This is a genomic window from SAR324 cluster bacterium, from assembly GCA_015232315.1.
GTDB lineage: Bacteria > SAR324 > SAR324 > SAR324 > NAC60-12 > JADFZZ01.
Genome location: JADFZZ010000017.1, coordinates 1 through 24,833 on the forward strand (window position 1 = coordinate 1; position 24,833 = coordinate 24,833).

Here is a 24,833-nt window from a genome sequence, read left to right on the forward strand (position 1 = left end):
TCTCCTTTATTTCATACATTGATTACAAATCGTTGTATTGTTTTCATGTGATCTCCTCATATCCGTATCATACATCAACCAATGAAGAAAATGCCATGATAACTTTGGTGATTTATTGGATCGAACGTCTAAATCAGGCTTTTCGCGCGCTAGCGTGAAATAGCCTGCATTTTCTTGTTGGAGTCCTTTTCCTTTGCTTCATTAATTCGGATGGTCGCCGGATACTCACCACCTTTGATCTGATGCTCGGATATGGTCAGAGTCCCGGTAACAGTCAGGACTGCGTCACTCTTGAGGGGGGAAGCCGAACGCAGGTATGTCCAAAGACCAGATGGAAGACGTTCGCCGGATACGGCATCGACCTTGAGTATCTGGCCTTTGCTCTGAAAGACCTGCGTTCCGGTTAGCTGGTCTTTGTAGGACTCGGACACTGGAGCAAAGACTCTGACAACGGCAACCACGTTGCTACCGTTTTGCGGGTGGGACGCTTGCCATTTGGCTGGAATCTGCAGTTCATTACTGTTGCCGCCTCGCGATGCCGCACAGCCGCAAAGCAAAGCGGTGAGAATTGAGATGCTGATTGTTTGTCTCATCTTATGACTCCAACAGAGTAATCAGAGGACTTTTTCCATGATATCAGAACTTATAGATGACTAATTTGTCTACTTATTACCACTATTAGTCCGCTAAACATGGAAAACCTGTCCACTTATTACAGTTTTGTTTAGATTTTTCCGCTTATTGTGTTATTAATCCGCTAAAGATGGAAAGTCTCTTCCAAAAGAAAACTCCCCATGACCACATCATTAACAAAGAAGACCGATGAAGTCCACAAAAAAAACAGGCATATTTCGTCCAAATCCAGAATTAAAGTTGATGGAGCAAGTTCGGGAAGTATTGCGTTATCATCATTACGCGTATCGCACAGAACAAACGTATTGCCAATGGATTTTACGGTACATTCATTTTTATGGCGGAAAAACGCATCCTAAAGATTTGGGGGCAAAACAGGTGGAACGATTTCTTTCTGATCTGGCGGTCAATGGTCAGGTGGTAGCCTCCACTCAGCGTCAGGCGTTGAATGCTCTGGTCTTTCTCTATCGGGAAGTTCTGGATATTTCACTCGATGCGGAAATTGCGCCGATGCGCTCAAAAAAAGAAACACATCCTCCAACCGTCTTGACCAAAGAAGAGGTTCGGAAGCTTTTGCTGAAGATGAACGGTACCCACTTGTTGATGGCAAAACTGCTTTATGGGGGGGGATTACGTTTGATGGAATGCATTCGGTTACGGATTCAAGATGTGGATTTCGGGCAGAACAAAATCTTTATTCGCGGAGGAAAAGGCGGAAAAGACCGGGTGACCATTTTACCTCAGAATATCAGGGATGAACTTAAATCTCACATTGACCGCGTGGTTTCGCTACATCATCAGGATCTGGAAGCAGGTTTTGGAGAAGTCTATCTTCCCAATGCTCTGGGGAAAAAATATCCTCAGGGAGCCAGAGAAACTGTATGGCAATATGTTTTTCCCGGAAAACAGCGCTCCATTGATCCACGTTCAGGAAAAGAAATGAGGCATCATGTTCTGGAATCAGGACTGCAAAAAGCGGTGAAAAATGCCGCCAGAGAAGCAGGAATTCATAAACGTGTCGGTTGTCACACCTTACGGCATAGTTTTGCCACCCATATGCTGGAAAATGGCGTTAACATTCGAACTCTTCAGGAATTATTGGGACATGCCGATGTCAAAACGACAGAACTTTATACACATGTGATGCAACATAATCTGAATGTACTCAAGAGTCCTCTGGATCAATGAGAGGACTCCATCAAGTCTGGCCCGCAATTACCCCATCAATGAAATAATAAACGGACTTTCCAGCACTTCCACAACATATTTCAGAAATCGGGCCGCATCGGCACCATCAATGACACGGTGATCATAGGACAGCGAAAGCGGCATCATGAGTGCCGGTTCAAAGGTTCCATTTTTATAGACCGGTTCCATGGAACTCTTGGAAACACCAAGGATGGAGGTTTCAGGCCAGTTGACAATCGGGGTGAATCCGGTGCCGGCGATTCCTCCCAGATTGGTCACAGTGATGCATCCGCCCTGCATATCAGAGGGTGACAGTTTTTTCGCACGGGCTTTTTTGGAAAACTCACTCAATTCACTGGAAATCGTGAACAGATTTTTCTGGTCGGCATTCCGGATCACAGGAACCACCAGGCCATTGGGGGTTTCGACCGCGACACCGATATTGCGGTAATGTTTCTGCACAATGGCCATGTTTTCCATATCCACCGCCGTATTGAACTGCGGATATTTTTGCAGAGCCATCGCCAGCACCTTGATCAGAATTCCGGTGATTGTTAAATTGGAGCCTTCGGCTTCCAGCATGGGTTTGAATTGTTTGCGCAATGCTTCAATCTGAGTGATGTTGGCTTTGTCAAACTGGGTCACATGCGGAATGGTATTCCAGGCAGTGGTCATGTTTCGGGCAGTGGCTTCCCGGATGTTGCTCATCTTGATCCGTTCCACCTTGCCGAATTTTGAAAAATCGGGAAGCGGCGGAGAACTCATGCCGGTTACAGAGGCGCCACGCCGTTTGGTGTGCAGTTCCCGTGAATAATGTTTCACATCCTCTTTGGAAATTCTTCCATGAGGCCCCGAACCGGGAACCTGAGCGATATCCACGCCAATTTCACGGGCAAATCTGCGGGTTCCCGGAGACGCGGGCACAACTTTTCCAGGACGGCTCACTGGCGATACGGTTGGTTTTTCCATGACCAGTGGTTCCCGTTGAGGCTGTTTTTCCGCCCTGGCTGATTGTGGTTGGGGTGTTTTGACAGGTTCTGTTTTGTCTGCTTCCCGGCTGATTTCAACCTCAGCCAGCAACTGTCCAGCCCGCACCTTGTCTCCAATGGCGACAAACAGTGATTTTACGGTTCCGTTCAAGGTGGAGGGAATTTCAAAAGTCGCCTTGTCTGATTCGGCTTCCACCACAGGGGTGTTCACATTGATTTTTTGCCCTGCCGAAATCAGAATCGATGTGATCTGAGCCTCGACAATGCTGTCCCCCAGATCCGGTGTTTTGAGTTGTTCCACCACAGGACCATCGTCTTTTTTCAGATTGTAGGCTGGTGTCGAAGGTGCCGCTTTACGGGATTCATCCTGAACGGGAGGTGTTGATGCCGACGCCGGAGCTTGCTTTGAAGCAACAGGTTTGGCAGGAGCAGACGATTCTGCGGCTTCAGCGGTTTCAAGCGTCATGAGGCTGGCACCAATTTCGATATGATCGCCGGTTTTCACCAATATTTTTACGATTTTGCCCGCAATATCGCAGGGCACTTCCACAGTTGCTTTGTCAGTTTCAATTTCAATAACAGGGTCATTCACCTGAAGTGTGTCACCGGGTGCGACCAATATATTGATCACATCTCCACCCTTGATGCCATCCCCCAGATCAGGCAGTTTGAATTCTTTAGCCATTGCAGCATTTCCTTTCAAAAAATAATGATGAATTGTAACTTTCAGTCACAAAGGCACAGAAGATTTGTATGGCTTCACCTCTGTACCTTTCATGTTCAAAGACGCGGTGTGTGTTCAATTTAAGCCAGTGACATGGGATCCCGTTTGTCAGAACGAATTTCCAGATCTTTAGCGGCTTGCTGAAGCACTTTTTTGTTCAGTTCACCTTTTCTGACCAGCGCGCCCAAGGCCGCATAAACCATGTGCCGGGCATCCACTTCAAAATGATCTCTCAGGGCTGTTCGTGTCTCACTCATGCCAAACCCGTCTGTTCCCAGTGAAATCATGGTTTGGGGGACCCATTTTTCGATCGAATCCGGCAGTGCTTTCATATAATCACTGGAAGCAACGACCACGGAGCCTGATTCATTTTTCAGAACTTGTGTCACATAGGGAATTTTTTCCGGTTCCAGCGGATTGAGCAGGTTCCAGCGGTCACAGTCCAGTCCGTCGCGTCTGAGTTCTCCATAGGAAGTCACACTCCACACATCCGCGGTGACTTTATATTTTTCCAGAATGGTTTGGGCTTCCAGAGCAGAATTGATGAGGCTTCCGCTACCAAACAAGTGGACATGAACCGCTCCGGGCTTCACTTTTTTAAGTTTGTAAATTCCCTTGAGAATGCCCTCTTCAACGCCTTCAGGCATTGCCGGATGCTCATAGTTTTCATTGCAAACCGTGAGGTAATAGAACACGTTCTGCTGTTCCACATACATTCTGCGCAGACCATCTTTGAGAATCACCGCGAGTTCATAGGAAAAGGATGGATCATAGGTGATCAGGTTGGGAATGGTGCTTGCCAGAACATGGCTGTGTCCATCCTGATGCTGAAGTCCTTCGCCGTTGAGGGTCGTCCGTCCGGAGGTGCCTCCGATCAGAAATCCGCGGCACATCAAATCCCCCGCGGCCCACGCCAGATCGCCCACACGCTGGAACCCGAACATGGAATAAAAGGTGTAAAACGGAATCATCGGAATTCCATTGGTCGCATAAGAACATCCTGCCGCGATGAAGGACGACATCGCACCGGCTTCATTGATGCCTTCTTCAAGAATCTGTCCATCGGTGGATTCCTTGTAATACAGCAACGTGTCTGAATCCACCGGGGAATACAATTGTCCTTTGGAGGCGTAAATTCCATAGGCGCGGAACAGGCTTTCCATGCCAAAGGTCCGTGCCTCATCAGGAACAATAGGCACAATATATTTGCCGATTTCCTTATCTTTCATGAGTTTGGTGAGCATTCTGACATAGACCATTGTGGTGGAAACCTCCCGCCCTTCAGAGCCTTTATGAAACTCTTCAAACACCTTGTCTTCAGGCAATTTCAGGGAAATGCACTGTGACATTCTCCGTGGCAGGGATCCACCGAGTTTTTCGCGTTGGGCACGCATATACTGCATTTCAGGACTGTCTTGCGGCGGCATATAAAAAGGCGCGTCCGCCACATCTTTGTCTGACAACGGAATGGAAAAACGGGTACGGAATTTTCTAAGTTCGGCTTCTGTCAGCTTTTTTTGCGAATGCGTGATGTTTTTGGCTTCCGCGCTTTCGCCCAAACCATAGCCTTTGACGGTTTTGGCCAGAATGACCGTTGGGCCATGGTGATATTCAGTCGCGGCCTGATAAGCGGCGAAAATTTTGTAGGGATCATGTCCGCCCCGATTGAGTTTCATCAGGTCCTCATCGGTCATGTGCGCCACCAATTTGGCCAGTTCAGGATATTTTCCAAAAAAATGTTCCCGCACATACGACGGTGGTTCCACCGAATATTTCTGATAATCCCCATCCACGGCTTCCATGGCTCGTTTTGCCAGAATTCCATGTTCATCACGGGCAAATAACTGATTCCATCTCCGGCCCCAGATCACCTTGAGGACATTCCAACCCGCGCCGCGAAAATGACCTTCCAGTTCCTGAATGATTTTTCCATTGCCCCGCACAGGCCCATCCAGTCGCTGAAGGTTGCAATTGACCACGAAAATCAGATTATCGAGTTTTTCACGTCCGGCCAGACCAATCGCGCCTAAAGATTCCGGTTCATCGCTTTCACCATCGCCCATGAAGCACCAGACTTTGCCGCCATTTTTAGGTTTGAGTCCGCGGTCTTCCAGATAGCGATTGAAGCGGGCGTGATAAATGGCCATCAACGGTCCCAGTCCCATGGACACTGTGGGGAATTGCCAGAAATCGCGCATCAATCGGGGATGCGGGTAAGAGGAAAGTCCGCCGCCGGGATGCAGTTCTTTTCTGAAATTATTCAATTGTTGCTCGGTAAGACGGCCTTCCAGAAAGGCGCGGGCGTAAATTCCGGGAGCTACGTGCCCCTGAAAGTAAATCGAATCGCCCCCATATTCCGGAGAACGGGCACGGAAAAAATGATTGAAGCCAACCTCATACAGGGTGGCACATGAAGCGAAGGAGGAAATGTGTCCCCCGACATCCGAGCCGTCACGCTGGGCACGAATCACCATGGCCATGGCATTCCAGCGAATATAACTGCGAATCATCCATTCCAGATTGACATTACCGGGATAAGCCGGTTCTTCTTCCGTCGGAATGGTGTTCATGTAGGGGGTGTGCGCTGAATACGTGAATCGCAATCCTTTTTGAAACGCATGATGCTGTAAAGACTGAATCAGAAATCTGGCCCGGCCTGTTCCTTCTTTTTCCAGAACATAATCCAGCGATTCCAGCCATTCAACCAATTCAAGTTCTTCCTCTTCGTTTCTCGTTTTATTTTCGGGAGCCATAGTGTGATCCTGTTCAAAAATTTTATTCATTAAACCAATTTTCTGTATCCAGATGTGGGACGCGGAAAATTTTATGTGATTCTGCCTGTAGGGGCGATTCGCGAATCGCCCCTACATCGTTTGTGAAAAAAACGTATGTTTCACCCCTACGTCATTTGTTAAAAATATGGATAGGCGATTCGCGAATCGCCCCTACATCGTTTGTGAAAAAAACGTATGTTTCACCCCTACGTCATTTGTTAAAAATATGGATAGCTTTTTTCAAGGCCGCGGCGGCGGCTTCCATGTGTCCTTCACTGAAACTGGGATGCGGATGGATGGTCAACGCGACATCTTCCAGGGTTGCGCCCATTTCAATCGCCAGGGTTGCTTCCGCAATCATTTCTGAGGCCTTGTAGGAAACAATGGTTGCGCCAAGGATTCGGTCATCAGCGGCGTCAGCCACATATTTCACATACCCCAGCGCTTCATTGGTGGTGAGTGAGCGGCCCAGTGCGGCGATCGGGAATTTTCCGACTTTTATGGGAATATCCCGGGCGAGGGCCTGTTCTTCCAGCAAGCCGGCGTTAGCCACTTCCGGTTTGGTATAAACCACGTCAGGAATAATCCGGAGGTCCTCTCTTGAGGCTTTTTCTCCGGAAATGATTTCAGCGGCAAGCACACCTTCGGCTGTAGCCTTGTGAGCCAGCATGGGGCCATTGATGACATCCCCAATCGCATACACATTCGGGAAAATGGTTTGAAGCTGGTCATTGACCGGAATTCTGCCTTTATCCAGTTGCAGTCCCAGAACCTCCAGATTGAGATTGTCAAAATTGGGTCGTCGCCCCACCGTGACGGCCAACAAATCGGCTTCGAGAATCAGGCTTTTTCCCTCTTTCTCACAAGTCAGCCTGATCCTCTTCCCGGAAGTGTCGCACGAAACAGCTTTGGTCGAAGTGAAAACATCGCCACCCATTTTTTTAAATTCCCTGGCAACCAATCCCGCGGATTCGGATTCGCAGGTGGGAAGAATTCGATCCAGCATTTCCACAATGGTAACTTTGGTGCCAAGTGCCGCATAGACCGTTCCCATTTCCATGCCAATGATTCCACCGCCCAGCATCACCATGGATTGTGGAATGGTCTTGAGCGAAAGAAGCCCGGTAGAATCCAGAATTTTTTGCTGATCTACGGGAAAAGGTGGCAGATTGAGGACTTTGGAGCCGGTTGCCAGAATAATGTTCTGACAGTCGATCCGCACCGGGGAAAGACTGTCAACTTCCACCTGATTGGGTCCCAGCAACTTTCCTGAGCCTTTGATGAGCTGAACCTTGTTGTTTTTTAGAAGTCCCTGAATTCCCTGCACCAGTTGTTTCACGATCCCGTCTTTCCAGCCAATGGTTTCTGCCCAGTTGATGGTAGGCTCCGCCACATGAATTCCCAGCACAGGCGCTTCTTTTTTCATGTGCGTAAAACTGGCTGACGCATGAAGCAGTGCTTTGGAAGGAATACACCCGACATTCAGACAGGTGCCGCCGACATGTTCTTTTTCAATCAGCACGGTTTCGATACCAAGCTGTCCCAATCGAATGGCCGCGGCGTATCCACCCGGACCACCGCCAATGACTACTGTATTTGTTTGAATCTGTTCCATGAGATGTCCTGAATTGAATAACAAAAACATAATTGCTTGAACACTTTCTTACATCCGTAACTGGAAACATTGTAATTGTAAAGGATGAGAAATGAGGAATTTTTGAAAAGATGGGCGTTTGATTCTTGCTTGCGGCATAAGTTCGCCAATATTCAATCATGTGAGCGTTCCATTTCTTGCTTCAGCATTTGTTTTACGTTATAAACCGAAAAAGTACTCACCATTCTTCATTCCTTATCTGGCTGATGACCACCTCAATAAATATCCGGTCCCTGTGACCTTCACCGGACTGGTGCTGGTGTCTCATGAATGGGAACTGGTTTACCGGGGAGCTGTAAGTTGATGATCATGAAAAAAACATTCAGGTTATCCGATTATCGCCTTGTCCATATCGGGATTCTTCTTCTCTGTATGATTCCAGCGCAATTCGTGCTTGATTCCAACACGATGATTCCGGTGGCAATGGCACAGGAAATTCAGGAAGAAGAGGCGCTGGATGGATTTGACAGCTCAGAGGCCCCGGATGAAGAAGATGCCGCCTTGTCAGGCTTTGGGGATGAAACACCACCCGCAGAAACCTCAAAAGTCAGATCACTGGACGATGTTCCCCTTGAGGAAATGATTCCCACTGAAACACACAAGCAACCCCTTGAAATACTCATGGAACGGTTGCAACCCGAACAACCCCGTGAAACTCCGCAACCTGTCTGGCTGATTTACAAGACAATCCGGGAACAAGGCGTGTTGCATGGTACCTATGGTTTTAACAGCAGTTACAACCATGCCTATCCTGAACCTGAAGATCCTGACCTGCCGGACTACAGCCGCTTATCAAAACTGAAATTTTATTTGCAACTGGATTGGAAAATGGATCTGGAAACAGGCTGGAAAGCCAAGGTCAGCGCAAAGGCTTCTCACGATCTGTTTTACAGTTTGCAGGATCGAAGCCGGTTTTCGGAAGAAGTCTTGAGAGAGCATGAAACTGAAGCAGAACTCCGCGAAGTGTATATTCAATCCAACCTGCCCTTCAGCGTGGATCTCAAGTTTGGACGTCAGATACTGGTCTGGGGAAAATCTGATTATCTGCGGGTCACGGATATTCTGAATCCTTTGGATAACCGGGAACCCGGAATGGTTGATATCGATGATCTCCGTCTGCCGGTCACGATGACCCGTCTGGATGTTTATGCCGGAAACGTGAATTTGCAGGGCGTGCTCATTCATGAAATCCGCTTTGACAAAATTCCGCCTTATGGCAGTGAGTTTTATCCACTGGAGGGGCCGTTGCCTCCTGAAAAGATGCCAAAAAGTGACGACCGGAAAAACTGGGAATATGGACTGGCCCTCAATTTTCAATTCGGCTCTTTTGACGGTTCCCTGTATTGGGCTGATGTGTTCAACGACACCTTTCATCTGGTGGTTCGCCAGTATCAGATGCTACCTACAGGCGAAGTGATCCCTGTCCTGATGGAACGCCAGCACAGTCGGTTGCTCATGAGAGGCACCGCCTGGAACCGGGTTATCGGAGACTGGAGTTTGAAGGCTGAAATGGCAGTGCTGGACGGGTTACGTTATTTTGCTACCCCGGAGACACTATGGCAACGGGAGGATCTGCTGGGATCAATAGAATATGCCGGCCTCACGGACACGACGATGACGTTTGAAATCCTGCGTCAGCAATTAAACAATTTTGATCAACGCCTCAACAATGCGGTGGATGGGGTGCTGGACGAAAATTTTACGGAAGTTGTCAGTTATCGTCGAAATTTCCGGAGAAATACATTGCGTCTTGTTTTGCTTGGAATGATCTTTGGGAAAGAAGGTGAAAATGGCAGTTTTTCACGTTTGTCTCTGGAATATCAGGTTGATGACCATTTCTCAATCCAGGTCGGTGGCGTCGGCTATGAAGGTGGCACAGAACAGAATGTTGTGACTGAAAAATATAAAAACAATGATCGGATTTTTTTGAATGGTAAATACGCCTTCTGACAAAACACGACTGTGAAATGACAACTTTAAGGGAGTGGAACACATGATTCGCCAAATTTTGTTAATGACATGCGCCTGCCTTGGTTTGTGGCTAATCGCGGGCTGTGGAAATGTGGACAACACCGGTGTCAGGAATGGTCATATTTCGTTGAAAAACACGGCTCGTGCCTATCGTCTGACGGGAACATGGTTGTTGCATTCGGGGAATGAAGCCCGGGTGATTCCTGACTGGAATGATGGGAAATGGCGTTCGTGGCAGGTCCCTGATGGTCAGATCACCCTGACTCTGGATGAAACAGAAAAATACAATTCCTGGCTGGGCCTTGAATTTGAAATCAGTCCCGAGTTTGAGGGGCATCCCATGAGTCTGCTGATTCCCGTCAATGGAAATTACACCGTCATCCTGAACGGACAGCGCCTCCATGAATACCGGGAACTGGGCGAAATTGTGCAGACAGGTCCCACCCAGTTTCATTTTGATGCCAGAGATCTGCGACCGGGAAAAAACAGGCTCCTGCTGGAAGGCACCCGTCTGATTGGCGTGAGTGGCCCCAGTCCGGAAATATTTCTGGGTTTGACCGATGTGGTGAACACGAGATATATCTTTCGCTGGGCCTGGAATGCCATTCTGACCGGCGTGTTTGTCTTTCTGGCGTTTTATCACTGGCAGATGTTTTTTAAACGACGCACAGCCATTGCCTATTTCTGGTTTGGCTGTGTGTTGCTGTCAAACGCGATGTGGGTGCTGTTCAACCCCTATCTCGCGTTTTCTATTTTTCCGGAAAACACATGGGTCTGGCTTATATGGTGGTTCACCATTCCATTGACCATGCTGTCCTATCTGCCCTATTTTCATTACACTTTTGATTATCCTGTGACACGCTGGACCAAAATGCTGGTGGGCATTATTGCGGCATGGGCATTGATTCCCGCATCCGATTTGATTTTTAACGACTGGACCAAATGGACCTTCAAAATCGGATTGCCTGTTATTGGCCCTGTCTCTCTTCTTTTTTATATTTATACCGGAGTGTTGCTCACACGGGCTATTCGGGAAAAACAGGTCGGTGCTTCATTGATGTCGTTGGGTATGTTTGTCGTCATTGCCAGTTCAGTCAATGATCAGTTGATGAACATGAATGTCTATCAGGCTCCCTTGTTGCTTGGTGAAGGAACCCTGTTTTTCATGATCTGTCTGACCATTGCCCAGGCCAACCGTTTTGCCGCAGTGCATGAAGCACTGGATCGATCGCACAAAATTATTGAAGACTACAGTCGAACTCTCGAACAAAAAGTGGATGAACGCACCCGCCAGTTGCGTCAGAAAACGACAGACATTCAGAGCATGTTACAGAATATGGATCAGGGCATACTGACTGTGACCGAAGAAATGCTGATTCATCCCGAATATTCCCGCTATCTGGAAGAAATTTTTGAAACAAACCACGTGGCTGGCAGGGACGTCATGGAATTCATGTTTGACCGCACCGATCTGGGAGTCGATGCGCGGTACAGCATCGAGACCGCCATTGGTGCCTGTGTCGGTGAACACATGGCAAATTTCATCATCAACTCTCACATTTTCCCGCTTGAAATGGTTTATATTCTGCCGGAAGGGCGCAATAAATATCTTGAGTTGTCCTGGGGGCCTATTTGTGATGAAGATGAGTTTATTGAAAAAATTCTCATTTGCGTCAGGGATATGACAGAAATCAGGAAACTGCGGGAACAAGCCGGACAACAAAAAAGAGATCTGGAAATCATTTCTCATATATTGGGCGTTTCTCAGGAAAAGATTTTTGAGTTCTTTACCAGTGCCCATGAATTTCTCGAAGAAAACCGGAAACTGCTCACTCAAACCGCTCACAAGGATGGCGAAGTGCTGGATTTATTATTCAGGAATATGCACACCATCAAAGGCAATGCCCGAACCTATGCCCTGCTGTTCATCACGAATGTGGTTCATGAGGCCGAACAGACGTATGATGAACTGCGACGGAATCCCGATTCAGTCTGGAATCCGGAACAATTACTGGCACAACTGGCAGAGGTTCGCCGAATCATTGAAGACTATGAACAGATCAACATCAAAAAACTGGGCCGGAAAGGTCCGGGTCGCCGTGGTGACGCGGAACGATTTTTCATGGTGGAAAAGGAAAAAATCAAACAAGCACTGCTCACTATTCAACAGACAGACCATGACGACCTGATCGCGCTTCAAGCCCTGGTGCATGAGCTTAACAACACACTTTCGCTGATCGGCATGACCACTGTCCGGGATGCGCTTTCCGGCGTCTTGGACTCGTTGCCGTCGCTGGCACAGGAATTGGGAAAACAGCCGCCTGCTATCCATATTCAATCAGAGGGTGTTTATATCAAAAACCAGATTACAGGATTGCTGCGTAATGTGTTCATGCACATCTTCAGAAACTCCCTGGATCACGGAATTGAATCTCCTGATTCACGAAAGGCAAACAGTAAATCCGCTCAGGGCAATATCTCGTTGCAATGTTCTGTAGAGGGTGACCTGCTGGTTTTCAGGTATCAGGATGACGGGGCCGGCCTGAACATCAAACGATTGCGTGAAAAAGGGATTGAGAAACAGAGTTTACCACCTGATGGCGGAACCCGTCAGGCTGTGGCTGAACTTATTTTTCATTCAGGCTTGTCCACTGCTGAAAAGGTCTCTGAAATTTCAGGCCGTGGGGTAGGAATGGATGCCGTAAAAAATTTCATTGAACGTGAACAGGGAACCGTCAAGATTGAATTCACCGGACAAACAGAAGGGGCTTATCAAACCTTTGCGTTTGTGCTGACCTTTCCTGCAAAATTCGCGGTGAAAATTGACGGATAATGCATGGATGAACAGGATCAATGCTATGGAAATACTGGTTATCGAATGTGTGAAGCTTGTATTTGGTTTGATCGGTCTGATCCTGTTGACAGTGGTTTTGCTGCCATTGCTGAAAGCTTTGAAAAACAGTCTTCATGAAGAAGTATTACAGGATCATCATGAAATGCCTGTCATCCACGAAGAAACAGAACTGGAAATTCCGATTAAAGATACGAAGCAGAAAATAGAGGAAGGCTTAAGACACGCAAGGACGGTTCCCTGGAAAACAGCCCGAATTATTCAGTCCTGGATCAGGGAATCTTGAATCAACAAAGAAGGCCTATTCCAGGAACTGGTAATTGGTTCGATCCTGATGGCGACTCATGGAGTAATCTTCTTTGGCTTTGAAAATTTTATCCACCAGTTGAATGTATCGTTTAATACGGGGAGCACTTTCAGGAACGATCTCTGAAGAATGCTCCTGATAGTGTTTGATCATCATGGAAATGGATGATTTTGCTGAAGCATATTCTTCCAGATAGACGGAAAGCGCAACCACTCTGAAACAGCAACGGAAAAACTGCTCGCCCATCGCTGTGGGCAGAATTTTGCGGTAAGCCCCCAAAGCGATTCCCAGAAATTCCTGTTCACGATCCATGGATTTCTCAATCTTTGCCAACACCGCGGCTTTCAGCGCGTATTCGCCCAATTTGTGAAGTTCATTGCCAAATTTGTCTGAATCATAACTGTACAGCAGTTCGGATGTACGCATCGCAAGCTGATAGGCCAGCACAGCGTTTTCTGTCGTTCGCTTGACCGTGTTCATTGTTTTGGAAAGTCCTCCCAGCATGTCTTTCATGGGTTCCATCTGGATCGTGAACCGTTCCTTCAAGGCGGGATCTTCCAAAAGTTCATTAGTAGGATTCTGTGAATGTCGAAAGTAATTCAGAACATTGCTGGCAAACAGTGTTTCCGGGCAGATATGAATTTCAAGGGCAGTAAAGTTACAGTAATCATTGCCTTCTGTCGGACCGATGTATTCAGGTACCAGGAAAAAATTAGGGGCCATGACCTGACTGTTGGGTTTGAGCGCGTAACTTCTGAATTTTGTGTGGTTGTCACTCATGAATGAACTGAGTTGAATCGGGATGAGCGCAGAGTTGGATTCTTTGATTGCCGCTTTTTTCTGGTTTTCCGCAGACTGATCGAAATATTGTTCTGATTCAAAACAGGCTTCAACTGTAAATGTTCCATCTTTTGTTTTGAAGGGAATGGCCGCGACAATTCCATGAATTCCATGTTCCAGTAAATGGTTATCTCCCTTGATGAGCGCGGGAATACCTGCCTGAAAGATAAATCCTTCTTCAGCCAGTTCTCTACGGGCTTCCCCGGAAATCATGTTGGTCAATTCGCCGACGGCATCAGCGACATCATCGTTGAGCGCCTCATAGGATTCGCCCAGCATGTTGTTCACAATCGAAACAATACAGCTTTCCGTAAAACTGATGCTGATACTGCCTCTGGTACCACCAGTCAGGGGAATGATAGCCGAAATCACTCCATGAGTAGATTGATCTTCTTTCTTGTAAGGTTTTCCGGGCTTGGCATCTGTCATGGCCATCGTCTGGAGAACTTTCATTGTTGAAGCCAAAAATGGATTGATATATTCTACTCGCATTAGAATGTTTCCTTTGCAGTCTGGTCAGAAAATTTTAACAAAGAATGACTTGTGAGAAAAAACAGTTTCACTTATTTTTATTCCGGTTTTCTTGGAAAAACATCAAATTTCCGATTTAATATCTGATATGTTTAGATAAAATAGTATATGACACAGGATTACCGACTGTGTCTAAAGAATTAATCACAGATTCAAGATAAACTGTCAAATATTATTTAGCTTCAAAAGGAGTGCTGGAATATTTGATTTTTACAGAGTATAAGCTGTCATTCTATGGATTAAGAATCATGCGCATTTTACTGGTAAGTTGCAGTTGCTTTCTGGGTATTTCCGGAATACTGCTCAGATCCCCCGAAATCTTCCCCTGGAAGGCGGTGGTGAGTGGTCTTGAAATCACCCACAACTGGGGCGGAATGCTGTTTTTAGTCATTTTCCCCATGTATTCATTGGATCATCTCCGGATTCATCAAAAACGGCTCAAAGCCATTTCATTGGTTTCAGTTTCAGGGTTTGCACAGTTGTTTTCCGGGCTTGGTCTGATAATTTCAGGAATCGCCGTTTTTTTATATGGAACAGATCCGCAAAGTTTTTCGACACAATCGCATTATCTTCTGACCTATCTCCTTGTTGTCAGCATGATGATGCATTATATAATCAAGAAATAAATCCCAATTGATCTAAGAAAAGTAGCCCTTATGAGTAAAAAAGAGTTGTTTGTTGAAATCATGGACACCACCCTGAGAGATGGAGAGCAGACCCAGGGTGTATCGTATACCCCCGCTGAAAAATCCAATATTGCCAAAGTCATCCTGAAATCATTGAAAGCTGATCGTATCGAAATTGCGTCCGCCAGAATTTCTGATGGCGAAAAAGAAGCGGTCAAACATGTCACCCAGTGGGCTAAAACTGAAAATCTGCTGGAAAAAGTTGAGGTGCTAGGCTTTGTCGATCATAAACTCAGTGTGGACTGGATCACTGAAGCCGGAGGAAAAACCATCAATCTGCTCACAAAAGGCAGCAAGAAGCATTGTGTCCACCAACTCAAAAAAACTCTGGAAGAACACATATCCGCCATCAAGCAAACCATTCAGTATGCGCACCAGCAGGGATTGACTGTGAATGTCTATCTTGAAGACTGGTCCAATGGTTACCGTGATAATCCGGAATATGTCTATGAGTATATGGAATCACTGAAGGATTCAGGCATTACCAGGTTCATGCTGCCCGACACATTGGGGGTGATGGCACCTTATGAAGTTTATGACAGCATCCATGACATGGTGACCCGTTTTCCATGGGCTCATTTTGATTTTCATCCACACAATGACTATGGTCTGGCAACCGCCAATGTCCTGTTTGCCGTGAAAGCCGGTGCCAGAAGTGTCCATTGCACGATGAACTGTCTGGGCGAACGCGCGGGAAACGCGTCGCTGGCTGAAGTAGTCGTTGTGTTGAGAGACAAGCTCAATGCTCAATTGTCGGTTGATGAAACAACCTTGACAGCTCTCAGCGAAATGATTGAGAATTTTTCTGGAAAACGGATTGCGTCCAATGCGCCAATTGTCGGGGAAGACGTTTTTACTCAAACCAGCGGAATTCATGCTGACGGTGACAAAAAAGCCAATCTTTATCATAATCCCATCACACCGGAACGTTTTGGTCGGCAACGGACCTATGCTCTGGGGAAAATGAGTGGAAAGGCTTCTCTGCAGAAAAATCTGGATCAGCTCGGACTGCAATTGTCTGAAGAAAACTTTGACAAGGTTCTGCGAAGAATTGTCTCTCTTGGTGACTCTAAAAAGGTCATCACTGTAGCCGATCTACCCTTTATCATTACAGATGTTCTGGAAAGTAGCGAACAGGATCGTATCCAACTGTTGAACAGTTCCATCACCAGTGGACACAATCTCAAAGCGATTGCGACGATACATCTGGAAATGGATGGACATTCTTATCTGGAAACCGGCTCTGGAAATGGCGGATATGACGCTTTCATGTCTGCCGTAAAGAAAGTTCTGTCAAAAGAGAAAATCAAGTGCCCTGAATTGATAGATTATGAAGTACGTATTCCCAAAGGGGGGAAAACCGACGCGCTCACAGAAGCCACCGTCACCTGGAAAGCGGAGGATCTCCGATTTAAAACAGTTGGCGTTGATTCTGACCAGGTCGCGGCCGCAGTGAATGCTACAATGAAAATGCTCAATCTGGAACTCATGCGTCAATCGTCTTTGAACACTCTTGCATCCAAAAACTGAAAACAAGGATTATTATGGCATTGGAAGGAAAAACAAAACGACTGATTCCCGGTTCTGAACCCGGAACCCTGATCATGGTCACCAAGGATGAACTCACAGGTGGTGATGCCGCGAAAAAGGCCACCATCACAGGCATCGCAACTCACAAAACAACCCAGACCGCAAATGTATTTTCTTTACTGACCCGGCATAACATTCCAACGGCCTTTATCAGGAAGGAAAGCGAAACATCGCTGTTATGTCAGGACTGCGATATGCTCCCACTGGAACTGGTCATGCGTCGATACGCCTGGGGCAGTTTTCTGAAACGGGAACCCCAATATCAGAGAAGCGAACCATATCGCTTTGATGAGATAAAGTGTGAATTCTTTCACAAATGGGCCGTGGTCATGTCGCCACTCACACCGGCCCCCATACAGATGGAAGAAAATGAAGCCAGAGCGAAATACTTGAAAGATGGAGTCTGGGCTGAAGGTGTTTATACCGATCCTTATCTGCGTATTCAAGGCAAGGACTGGTTTCTGCACTCGGCCAAATTGCCTGTAGAACAGACGAATACATTGATGCAAACCACACCGGTCTGTACCGCAGAGGAATTGTCCTTCATTGTCAACAAACTCATGCTTCCCTGTTTCCAGGTTTTGGAAAACGCCTGGAAAACCGTGGTAACAGCACATGGCCCGGTGGTGCTGTGTGACATCAAAATCGAGGTTGGCCGCAAAAAAACAGATGGCCAATTGGTGATTGCGGATGTCATTGACAACGACAGTTGGCGGATTTGGCCCGGAGGTGATCCCAAACGACAACTGGATAAACAGAATTTCAGAGATGGGCATCCTCTGAGAATGGTTTCTGATAACTATGCCCTTGTTGCGGAGTTGACCAGTGCGTTCCTCAAATAACAAAGCGCCTGGCAAAGGCGTAAAAACAGCCCCGGAGTATGACCTTCAATACACCGCTTTTCTGTTATTAACAGGAAATCCTTCAGGATTTCATCACTTGATGATGACTGAACTGGTGTTGCGACAATTTCCTGAAATTAAACGGATTGTCCTGATTCTGTCCAACGGAAAACATCCCGATCCGACAAAAACAGGGCCGATTACCGACAAAAATATCCGACTGGAAATTCTACAGAATCTGATCCGGGAGTTCAATGATCCCCAAAACAGTTGCGTGGCGCAGATTGCTGAAAAAAATGGTTATGCCCTTCAAGTGAATGCTAAAATACTGGAGATTTCCACCATAGAATTTGATCAGGATCTGATATTTCGGATTATTGACCATCTGGGTTACATCCGGCAGCAGGCGACGCTGGCGTCTCGCATGCATCCCATCAAAATGATTATCGGTGCGGATCTGATTCACAGAATGAACAATCCGCAGATTTTTACAGACGCCGATCTCGGTGAATTTAAAAAATCCTGTGAGTTTTTAGTCATTCCCCGGGAAGATTATGCGATTAACGACGAGATAGAAGCCGTACAGCAAAACCGTAAAGTAGAACTGAAGTTTCAGCTTCTGCAATTGGAAATTCTGCCACCGGAACTTTCTGTTTTTTTACAGCTTTCATCCACTCAAATCAGAAAAAATGTTCAGGCTGGACATGACATGTTTTACCTGGTTTCTGAATCAGGCGCCAAGCTTGTCAAATCTTATGGTCTGTATACGTCTCAATCCAATGTGGTTCTCAATGAATGGGAAGTCAGTTGCTGGAACATGCAGAAAGTATTGGCCCAATTCTGCCTTCAGGTCAAACAAACCCTTGATCAGCGTGCTCAGGACAATCTCGAACATCTCCTTGCGTTTGTGGAAACATCCTCAGGAGGCAACCTGTCCGCAGCGTTTTCGGCAATTCCGGGAGCGTCAGTGCATCTGAGTGAAAGCGTGGTGGCTTATAGTCCGCAGGCCAAACAAAGATTGCTCAAAAAAACCTCCATGGAATTTCCGGCAGTATCAGAAGAAATGGCCCAGACACTGGCAAAAGCGCTCAAACGGCAGAGCAACGCGAATATTGTTGTCGTGGAAACAGGCATGGCAAGTCCACCTGACAACAGGCATCACAGTCCTAAAAATGGCGAATGCTATTTGTGTGTGATTGTGGGACGGCGAATGTCCCACCGAAGAATCCTTGGGTCGGTATTTTTAAGCAAACGGGAGCATCAATTGGTGTTTGCGATCCAGGCCTTGAATTTTCTGCTGGAGTTATTGCGAGAACCGGAAACCATGCAAATGTCAGGTCTTGAATAATTTGATGCGGCATTCAGCGCATCCGACCTGTTCAATATTTCCTTCAAAGGTATGGTATCCTTCCCCTCGGGACTGCTCAAAAACAGCCTTGCATAGTGAAAGATCCTCTTCATGAAGGCTTCCCAGCATTTCATAGTCACGATGCTGGGAAGGATCCAGAATATGAATCATGGGTTCCGGGGTGTTATTCCACTGGATCAGTTGAAGTTGATCCGGATCCAGTCTGTTGCTTTTGATTCTCATAAATTTCCCACCAGCATCAATCACCTCCTGGGTAAAATGACGGGGGACGGCCATCAGATGGAAGGTTTCCTTGTTTTCCATAGTTGTCATCAATCCATTGTGTAGTTCAATTCCATCAATATTTCCATATTATGAACATCACGGGGAAATATTGGAAGTTTTTGAATAAAAACTGACGAAGGCAATTCGCCAATGATTGAGCGAATCATATCATTTTCATGATTGACATGCTTCTGATGGTTCAGCAATAAACGTTCCAGAGCCTGTCCCAGTTCATGGGGAATTTCAGCACTGGATGAAAAATTAAATTCAGGTGTGCACTTGTTGATCAAAAGTCCCTTGAAGGGCAGATGAAACTCCAACAATTTTCGGGTGAGAGAAAAAGATTCAATGAGTTGTTGTTTTTCAGGACTTGAAACGGCCAGAAATGCGGTTTCATTGCTGGCCAATAAGTCAGAAACCTGCTCGGCTTCATCGCGGATGGCCTCATACATTCCCTGAAAATTCCCCAGAAAATCTGATAAATCACTCAGAAAATGAGATCCTGTCAATTTTTCAAAAAGTTTCAGCGCCAGGTTTCCCCCTTTGCCAGCCAGAGAGCGTCCAATCTGTTCTTTCTGTCCTTCCAGAAAATATTTCAAAACAGACTGCCCAAAGAATTCCTTCAGTTTGAGCGGTGCGCTGATAAAATCCAGAGCATGCTGTGACGGGGGGGTATCCAGAATGATCAGATCATATTCATTTTTCAGATGGAGCGCATACAATCCTTCCATCGCGCCATATTCCTGTCCGCCACCCATACTATGACTCAACTGCTGATAGATATGATTGTTCAGGATGTTTCTTACCTGCTGCTCAGATGTTGCGTTCCTTACCACCAGATTACGAATGGTATCACGAACATCCAGCATCATGGCCCACATTTCACCCTGAACACCGCTCGTCAATGGAACTTTTTTTGGTTCATTGGTGATGGAACCGATTCCCAGACTATCGGCCAAACGTTTTGCGGGGTCAATGGTCAGGACAATCACCTTGAGTCCCATTTCAGCGGCCCGGATTCCCAGAGCCGCACTGATGGTTGTTTTTCCCACACCACCACAACCGCAGTTGATGACAATTTTATGATTTTTCAATGTTTGATTCAGTAATTCTGACACAACGACTCCTTTCTATCGGCTCATCCAGTAATTCAACAACCTTGTTTCCATCAAATGAAAAAATTCAGGATTGCTGGTCCCACCATAAATTATGGGTAAGGTATAAATAGGTCCGTTGCAATTTTGTTGCAGATAGGCCTGATATTCCTGGGACATATCAAAACGGCTCTTGAAAAAGTCCACCATATCCCGTGCTTGTGGTGGCAATGATTGACGGTGCTGTTCAAAAAGAGTCTCGACAGATGGAGGAAATGTTTTTTCAGGGATTTTATTCAAAAACAAGGGCCCCAGCGCAATATTCATGGATTCTGAAAGGGTTCTTGCGAATTCCAGCGTTTCCTGAATGACCATAAACTCCGGTAACGCTGACAATACCATACAGCTTTTTGAGTGATCAGAAAACAACTCATCCATTTTGGCTGTCTCATGCGCCACAATACCTTTCATGAAAATTTCACGAACAACTTTGGAAATATTCAGCATGGTTAAGGCATGTCCTGTTGCGGGCATATCCACAATCACATGGTCCCACTTTTGTGAAAACCACAGTGTCTTCTGTTTGCATTCCCAATAAACTTTTCCCAGCAAGACAAGCTCATTCAAGGCTGGAGCGGCCCTGCGCAAAACACTCAACCCACTGGCGCCTTCAAACAGCATATCATACAGCTTTTCGCTCCTGAGCTTGAGCATGACATATTCCTTGATCGCGGAGTTGGGCGTGATTGAAATTCGGGATACTCTGGGATGGGTTGACAGATAAGCTTCCTCCCAGGGTTCTTCCGAGACCCGGTTGATATGGCACAGCAAAACATTTTTTCCCTGGCTTGCCGCCATTTGAGCCAGAAACACAGCCAGTGTGGTTTTTCCAACACCGCCTTTTCCAGAAACCATGATCAATTGCCGGGAAAACAGGCTGTTCAGATCACCAATAAATGAAACAGGTTTGGACATAATAGCCTCAAGTTTTTTGACAAACTGCCGATTACAAATTAAAGAGTCTCTAACAGATAGAGATTGGGCTACGAAGTTATTCCTTAACGTGTTCATTTCAAAATGGGAATATGAAAATACAGACATTTTTGATTATTTTTTCAACAATCATCTTCAGCAGTTGTGCTGAACTGCAAAGATTGACGCAACCGTTTGTCCCTAAAAAAGTGGAAATGGCCTGTGCTTCAGTACTAGTGGATGATGCTTTTCAGCTTTATAATGAAGCCAAGGCAAACCTCGCCATTTTTTATGAACGGCGTGATGCCAATCTGCTGTATGAAGCATATTATCTCTCCTATGATTCTGTCATCACAGCAAAATCTGTCAGGACTTGTGAAGATAAAGCCATGTCACATTTCCTTGCATGGAAGAATTTATATGACATGAATAAAAATCTGCGAAAAGTGATCAGGGCCAATCTGCCAGATGATGATCGTGGAAATTTAATTGCAATTTACAAAGAACAGTACAATAAACTGATGACAACAGACATTCAGTAACCTGTTCAACGCTACATCTATCATTGTTTATGGCATTCCCCCGTCAAAGTCTTTATCACTCCATCCATGTTTTTCCTCATTCCGGAAATGAGGATTCATGATTATCAGAGGATTTTTCACCTGGTGGCTGATCATTTTTTCTTTTGTTTCATGGGCTAATTCTCTTGATCAGGAAATTTCACGCTACATCACCCGGGGCAGTGTTCTGGTTGCCAATGATGAAAAAACTATTTATTCCTTCCAGAAAGGCTCCTCAGAGCAAGTTCCGGCATCCATTCTCAAAATTGCGACCTCATTGGCCGCACTGCACTTTCTGGGACCTGATTACCATTTTAAAACGGAATTTTACCTGCGCTCTGACGGAGATGTGTTGGTCCGGGGATATGGGGATCCGTTTCTTGTTTCAGAACAATGGATAGAGATTGTTACGCAATTACAAAACACGCCCGAATTCCCACAAATCATCCGGAATATTCTGCTGGATGCCAGTTCCTTCAGTCCAGATATCCACATAGATGGTGTGGAACAATCTTTGAATCCATATGATGCGAAAAACGGCGCGCTTGTCACCAACTTCAACACCATCAATGTCATCAAGCGTAACGATGGCAGTGTTATTTCTGCTGAAAAACAAACACCGCTCACGCCACTGGCCCGAAAACTCGCCGCACCGATGCCTTACGGTTCCGACCGCATCAATATTTCCCCAACACCAGAGCATATTCTTCCTTACCTGGGAGAACTGTTTAAAGCTTTCCTGGAGCAGGCAAATTATCGTGTGACCGGTATTATTCGGGAAGATCGTGTGAAACCTGAAGACAGACTTATCCTGACATTTTATAATCCCAATCCTCTGACACAAACGCTGAAGGGAATGCTGCACTATTCCAATAACTTTACCGCAAATCAACTGATGCTGACCGTTGGCATGAGGCAAAAGGGGGAACCTGCGACACTTGAAAAAGGCATGAGTGCGTTGAACACCTATTTTCATGATTATCTTTCAGCACAAAATCCTCAATTTGTCGAAGCTTCCGGCATTTCACGAAAGAATCTGGTCGATCCCCGCTGGATGATCACGGTTTTAAAAGCATTCCGTCCGCATATGACGTTGCTTTCCTTAAAAAAAGGAATCTATCTGAAAACAGGAACACTCAAGGGGGTTTATTCCCTGGCGGGTTATTTACCTTTCCAGAAGGATTATATCTATTTTGTGATCATCCTCAATCAATCACAAAATAATCGAAACCAGATCCTTGATTTATTGATCAGGAATTTCAGCGAAAATCGAACTTTTCAATGAGATGTTGAACTTGTAACTCACGCCCATAACAGGCTATAGAATTCCGAATTTGAAACAACTACTCCCGGATTTGTATTCCAAACTCTGTGGACGTACCCTGTGAAAATCCATTTATCCACAATTTTATTCCTCACATAAGGACTCAGATGTTTGAATCATACGCATGGTTGGCGTTGGGAATCGCAGGCACTGTCGGTATGGTTGCCAGCCTCATTCGGATTATCATTATTCTTCGTGTTTCCAGTTTGCTTCAAAAACTCGACTCGCCGGAAGCCGCACTGAAAGAACTGGAGAAATTAACACCACAAGCATTGAGAGACAAAGAGCCCTCTCCCTCTGAAAAAGCCCGCAAAGAACATAAAATTCAGCAAATTCGCCAGCAGGAAAAACAGATTTCAGAAGAACTTGAAAAACGGGAACAGGAGCGGAAACAAAAGCAAGTCCTGACCAAAGAAATCATTGAAGAAAAACTGGAAGAACCCGCACCCGTGAATTTCATGGAACGACTGCGGCGAGGCATTGGCAAAACCCGGGACAGTTTCATGCAGGGGTTGGGAAATATTGTTCTTGGTAAAAAGGAAATTGATGATGATGTGCTGGACGAACTTGAAGAAGTCCTGATCAGCGCGGACATTGGCCCGGAAACAACCTATAGAATTCTGAAAGCCATTACCCAAAAAGTAGAACGAAAGGAATTACAGTCGCCAGATTCATTGAAAGACAGCATCAAGGAGGAAATATTCAAAATCATGAGCAAGACTTATCCCGGGAAAGATGCCTCATCGCTGAAACCCAAGGTTTATCTGTTCGTCGGTGTCAATGGTGTTGGCAAAACCACCACGATCGGTAAACTTGCCTCCCAATATCAGAAGCAGGGAAAAAAAGTGTTGCTTGGAGCCGGGGATACGTTTAGAGCCGCGGCCATTGAACAACTGACGGAATGGAGCAAGCGTTCCCAATGTGATATTATTGCGAAATCGGCAGGCAGTGATCCTTCCTCAGTCATGTTCGAATCTGTTGAAAAGGCCGTGAAGGAAAACTATGACGTGGTTATTTGCGACACAGCAGGCCGACTGCATACCAAGCAAAACTTGATGGAAGAACTAAAAAAAATGATCCGGGTGATCAAAAAAGTGATCCCGGACGCGCCCCACGAAGTTCTGCTGGTACTCGATGCGACGACAGGACAGAACGCCATTTTCCAAACCCGCGAATTTCGGGAAGTGGCGCCACTGACCGGTCTGGTTGTCACCAAACTTGATGGCACAGCCAAAGGCGGCGTGGTGATTGGCATCGTTAATGAATTTGATGTTCCGGTTCGTTATATCGGTGTCGGCGAAAGCATTGAAGATTTAAGAGAATTTGATCCGCAGGCCTTCACAGAATCACTGTTCTCCTGAGATGCTGCAATCTGCTTTTAATTCCCTGTTGAACGACAAATTATTCTTGCAGCGTTACAAAGTCGTGAGTCTCTCAAAGGAATGTTGAAATGATACTCATTAAAATGTTGGCGCCTCACACAAATGGTTTACTTATTGCTTTTCGGGATTTCAGGGAGCACCATTAATGGTATTTAAACGTGAAGGTTAAAATACCGTTAATTTATTTTACGAATATTGTCAGAAAAATTTACTTTTCTAAATTATTTTTTTGATATATGGTTACAACAGTTCAAAAAACTATACTTTTTATTAATTCTTTTTAAGAGG

General features: G+C 45.9%; 19 protein-coding genes. 11 read left to right on the top strand and 8 right to left on the bottom strand.

Going from position 1 to position 24,833, the window contains the following annotated elements:
- Nucleotides 1-149: 149 nt before the first annotated feature.
- Entirely contained in the window at nucleotides 150-593 is a 444-nt protein-coding gene (locus tag HQM11_12265) for a hypothetical protein (GenBank protein MBF0351798.1), read from the bottom strand.
- 229 nt (nucleotides 594-822) lie between these two features.
- Here HQM11_12265 and HQM11_12270 point away from each other — a divergent pair, with 229 nt between their 5' ends.
- Nucleotides 823-1,821 (top strand): integron integrase, encoded by a 999-nt coding sequence (locus HQM11_12270; protein ID MBF0351799.1) that lies wholly within the window; start codon nucleotides 823-825, stop codon nucleotides 1,819-1,821.
- Between the two features lie 27 nt (nucleotides 1,822-1,848).
- Here HQM11_12270 and HQM11_12275 read toward each other — a convergent pair whose 3' ends face one another.
- From HQM11_12275 to lpdA, 3 genes are all read right to left on the bottom strand, one after another.
- Nucleotides 1,849-3,495 carry a dihydrolipoyllysine-residue acetyltransferase gene (locus tag HQM11_12275; GenBank protein ID MBF0351800.1) on the bottom strand — a complete coding sequence of 549 codons (1,647 nt, stop codon included), beginning with the start codon at nucleotides 3,493-3,495 and terminating at the stop codon, nucleotides 1,849-1,851.
- 119 nt (nucleotides 3,496-3,614) lie between these two features.
- Nucleotides 3,615-6,287: a pyruvate dehydrogenase (acetyl-transferring), homodimeric type gene (gene aceE, locus HQM11_12280; GenBank protein ID MBF0351801.1), complete on the bottom strand. Its 2,673-nt coding sequence runs from the start codon at nucleotides 6,285-6,287 to the stop codon at nucleotides 3,615-3,617.
- 232 nt (nucleotides 6,288-6,519) lie between these two features.
- On the bottom strand, nucleotides 6,520-7,923 hold the full coding sequence (gene lpdA / locus HQM11_12285; GenBank protein MBF0351802.1) for a dihydrolipoyl dehydrogenase: 1,404 nt from the start codon (nucleotides 7,921-7,923) through the stop codon (nucleotides 6,520-6,522).
- Between the two features lie 348 nt (nucleotides 7,924-8,271).
- On the opposite strand from lpdA, the gene HQM11_12290 reads away from it, so the two are divergent.
- From HQM11_12290 to HQM11_12300, 3 genes are read left to right on the top strand one after another with little or no spacing between them, the layout of a single operon-like run.
- Entirely contained in the window at nucleotides 8,272-9,912 is a 1,641-nt protein-coding gene (locus tag HQM11_12290) for a hypothetical protein (GenBank protein ID MBF0351803.1), read from the top strand.
- Nucleotides 9,913-9,955: 43 nt separating this feature from the next.
- On the top strand, nucleotides 9,956-12,766 hold the full coding sequence (locus tag HQM11_12295) for an Hpt domain-containing protein (protein MBF0351804.1): 2,811 nt from the start codon (nucleotides 9,956-9,958) through the stop codon (nucleotides 12,764-12,766).
- Nucleotides 12,767-12,791: 25 nt separating this feature from the next.
- Complete coding sequence (locus HQM11_12300) at nucleotides 12,792-13,070, top strand: hypothetical protein (protein ID MBF0351805.1); 279 nt, start codon at nucleotides 12,792-12,794, stop codon at nucleotides 13,068-13,070.
- Nucleotides 13,071-13,085: 15 nt separating this feature from the next.
- Here the strand turns inward: HQM11_12300 and HQM11_12305 are convergent, their stop codons facing one another.
- Nucleotides 13,086-14,423, bottom strand: coding sequence for a chemotaxis protein CheX (locus HQM11_12305; protein MBF0351806.1), 1,338 nt, complete (start codon nucleotides 14,421-14,423; stop codon nucleotides 13,086-13,088).
- Between the two features lie 287 nt (nucleotides 14,424-14,710).
- Between HQM11_12305 and HQM11_12310 the strand changes: the two genes are divergently transcribed.
- From HQM11_12310 to HQM11_12325, 4 genes are read left to right on the top strand one after another with little or no spacing between them, the layout of a single operon-like run.
- Nucleotides 14,711-15,088: a hypothetical protein gene (locus HQM11_12310; GenBank protein MBF0351807.1), complete on the top strand. Its 378-nt coding sequence runs from the start codon at nucleotides 14,711-14,713 to the stop codon at nucleotides 15,086-15,088.
- 30 nt (nucleotides 15,089-15,118) lie between these two features.
- Nucleotides 15,119-16,678, top strand: coding sequence for a 2-isopropylmalate synthase (locus tag HQM11_12315; GenBank protein ID MBF0351808.1), 1,560 nt, complete (start codon nucleotides 15,119-15,121; stop codon nucleotides 16,676-16,678).
- A 14-nt stretch (nucleotides 16,679-16,692) separates the two neighbouring features.
- The gene (locus HQM11_12320) at nucleotides 16,693-17,580 is read left to right on the top strand and encodes a phosphoribosylaminoimidazolesuccinocarboxamide synthase (protein ID MBF0351809.1); all 888 of its coding nucleotides are present in this window, start codon (nucleotides 16,693-16,695) and stop codon (nucleotides 17,578-17,580) included.
- Entirely contained in the window at nucleotides 17,564-18,928 is a 1,365-nt protein-coding gene (locus HQM11_12325) for a CinA family protein (protein MBF0351810.1), read from the top strand. Before HQM11_12320 ends, HQM11_12325 begins: the two co-directional genes overlap by 17 nt.
- Here the strand turns inward: HQM11_12325 and HQM11_12330 are convergent.
- Genes HQM11_12330 through HQM11_12340 form a run of 3 tightly spaced genes read right to left on the bottom strand, consistent with a single transcriptional unit; the run spans nucleotide 18,914 to nucleotide 21,282 of the window.
- The gene (locus HQM11_12330; GenBank protein MBF0351811.1) at nucleotides 18,914-19,252 is read right to left on the bottom strand and encodes a hypothetical protein; all 339 of its coding nucleotides are present in this window, start codon (nucleotides 19,250-19,252) and stop codon (nucleotides 18,914-18,916) included. The genes HQM11_12325 and HQM11_12330 overlap by 15 nt on opposite strands.
- An 8-nt stretch (nucleotides 19,253-19,260) precedes the next feature.
- Nucleotides 19,261-20,331 (bottom strand): ArsA family ATPase, encoded by a 1,071-nt coding sequence (locus HQM11_12335; GenBank protein ID MBF0351812.1) that lies wholly within the window; start codon nucleotides 20,329-20,331, stop codon nucleotides 19,261-19,263.
- Between the two features lie 12 nt (nucleotides 20,332-20,343).
- A complete protein-coding gene (locus tag HQM11_12340) occupies nucleotides 20,344-21,282 on the bottom strand; it encodes an AAA family ATPase (GenBank protein MBF0351813.1) in 939 nt (312 codons plus the stop codon).
- A gap of 110 nt (nucleotides 21,283-21,392) precedes the next feature.
- Here HQM11_12340 and HQM11_12345 point away from each other — a divergent pair, with 110 nt between their 5' ends.
- From HQM11_12345 to ftsY, 3 genes are all read left to right on the top strand, one after another.
- Nucleotides 21,393-21,821 carry a hypothetical protein gene (locus tag HQM11_12345; GenBank protein ID MBF0351814.1) on the top strand — a complete coding sequence of 143 codons (429 nt, stop codon included), beginning with the start codon at nucleotides 21,393-21,395 and terminating at the stop codon, nucleotides 21,819-21,821.
- A gap of 97 nt (nucleotides 21,822-21,918) precedes the next feature.
- A complete protein-coding gene (locus HQM11_12350; GenBank protein MBF0351815.1) occupies nucleotides 21,919-23,124 on the top strand; it encodes a D-alanyl-D-alanine carboxypeptidase in 1,206 nt (401 codons plus the stop codon).
- A gap of 197 nt (nucleotides 23,125-23,321) precedes the next feature.
- The gene (ftsY, locus tag HQM11_12355) at nucleotides 23,322-24,524 is read left to right on the top strand and encodes a signal recognition particle-docking protein FtsY (GenBank protein MBF0351816.1); all 1,203 of its coding nucleotides are present in this window, start codon (nucleotides 23,322-23,324) and stop codon (nucleotides 24,522-24,524) included.
- Nucleotides 24,525-24,833 lie beyond the last annotated feature (309 nt).

Coding starts and splice junctions, on each gene's coding strand:
- HQM11_12265 (MBF0351798.1), bottom strand. CDS start 593: ATGAGACAAACAATCAGCATCTCAATTCTCACCGCTTTGCTTTGCGGC.
- HQM11_12270 (MBF0351799.1), top strand. CDS start 823: ATGAAGTCCACAAAAAAAACAGGCATATTTCGTCCAAATCCAGAATTA.
- HQM11_12275 (MBF0351800.1), bottom strand. CDS start 3,495: ATGGCTAAAGAATTCAAACTGCCTGATCTGGGGGATGGCATCAAGGGT.
- aceE (MBF0351801.1), bottom strand. CDS start 6,287: ATGGCTCCCGAAAATAAAACGAGAAACGAAGAGGAAGAACTTGAATTG.
- lpdA (MBF0351802.1), bottom strand. CDS start 7,923: ATGGAACAGATTCAAACAAATACAGTAGTCATTGGCGGTGGTCCGGGT.
- HQM11_12290 (MBF0351803.1), top strand. CDS start 8,272: ATGAAAAAAACATTCAGGTTATCCGATTATCGCCTTGTCCATATCGGG.
- HQM11_12295 (MBF0351804.1), top strand. CDS start 9,956: ATGATTCGCCAAATTTTGTTAATGACATGCGCCTGCCTTGGTTTGTGG.
- HQM11_12300 (MBF0351805.1), top strand. CDS start 12,792: ATGGAAATACTGGTTATCGAATGTGTGAAGCTTGTATTTGGTTTGATC.
- HQM11_12305 (MBF0351806.1), bottom strand. CDS start 14,423: ATGCGAGTAGAATATATCAATCCATTTTTGGCTTCAACAATGAAAGTT.
- HQM11_12310 (MBF0351807.1), top strand. CDS start 14,711: ATGCGCATTTTACTGGTAAGTTGCAGTTGCTTTCTGGGTATTTCCGGA.
- HQM11_12315 (MBF0351808.1), top strand. CDS start 15,119: ATGAGTAAAAAAGAGTTGTTTGTTGAAATCATGGACACCACCCTGAGA.
- HQM11_12320 (MBF0351809.1), top strand. CDS start 16,693: ATGGCATTGGAAGGAAAAACAAAACGACTGATTCCCGGTTCTGAACCC.
- HQM11_12330 (MBF0351811.1), bottom strand. CDS start 19,252: ATGGAAAACAAGGAAACCTTCCATCTGATGGCCGTCCCCCGTCATTTT.
- HQM11_12340 (MBF0351813.1), bottom strand. CDS start 21,282: ATGTCCAAACCTGTTTCATTTATTGGTGATCTGAACAGCCTGTTTTCC.
- HQM11_12345 (MBF0351814.1), top strand. CDS start 21,393: ATGAAAATACAGACATTTTTGATTATTTTTTCAACAATCATCTTCAGC.
- HQM11_12350 (MBF0351815.1), top strand. CDS start 21,919: ATGATTATCAGAGGATTTTTCACCTGGTGGCTGATCATTTTTTCTTTT.
- ftsY (MBF0351816.1), top strand. CDS start 23,322: ATGGTTGCCAGCCTCATTCGGATTATCATTATTCTTCGTGTTTCCAGT.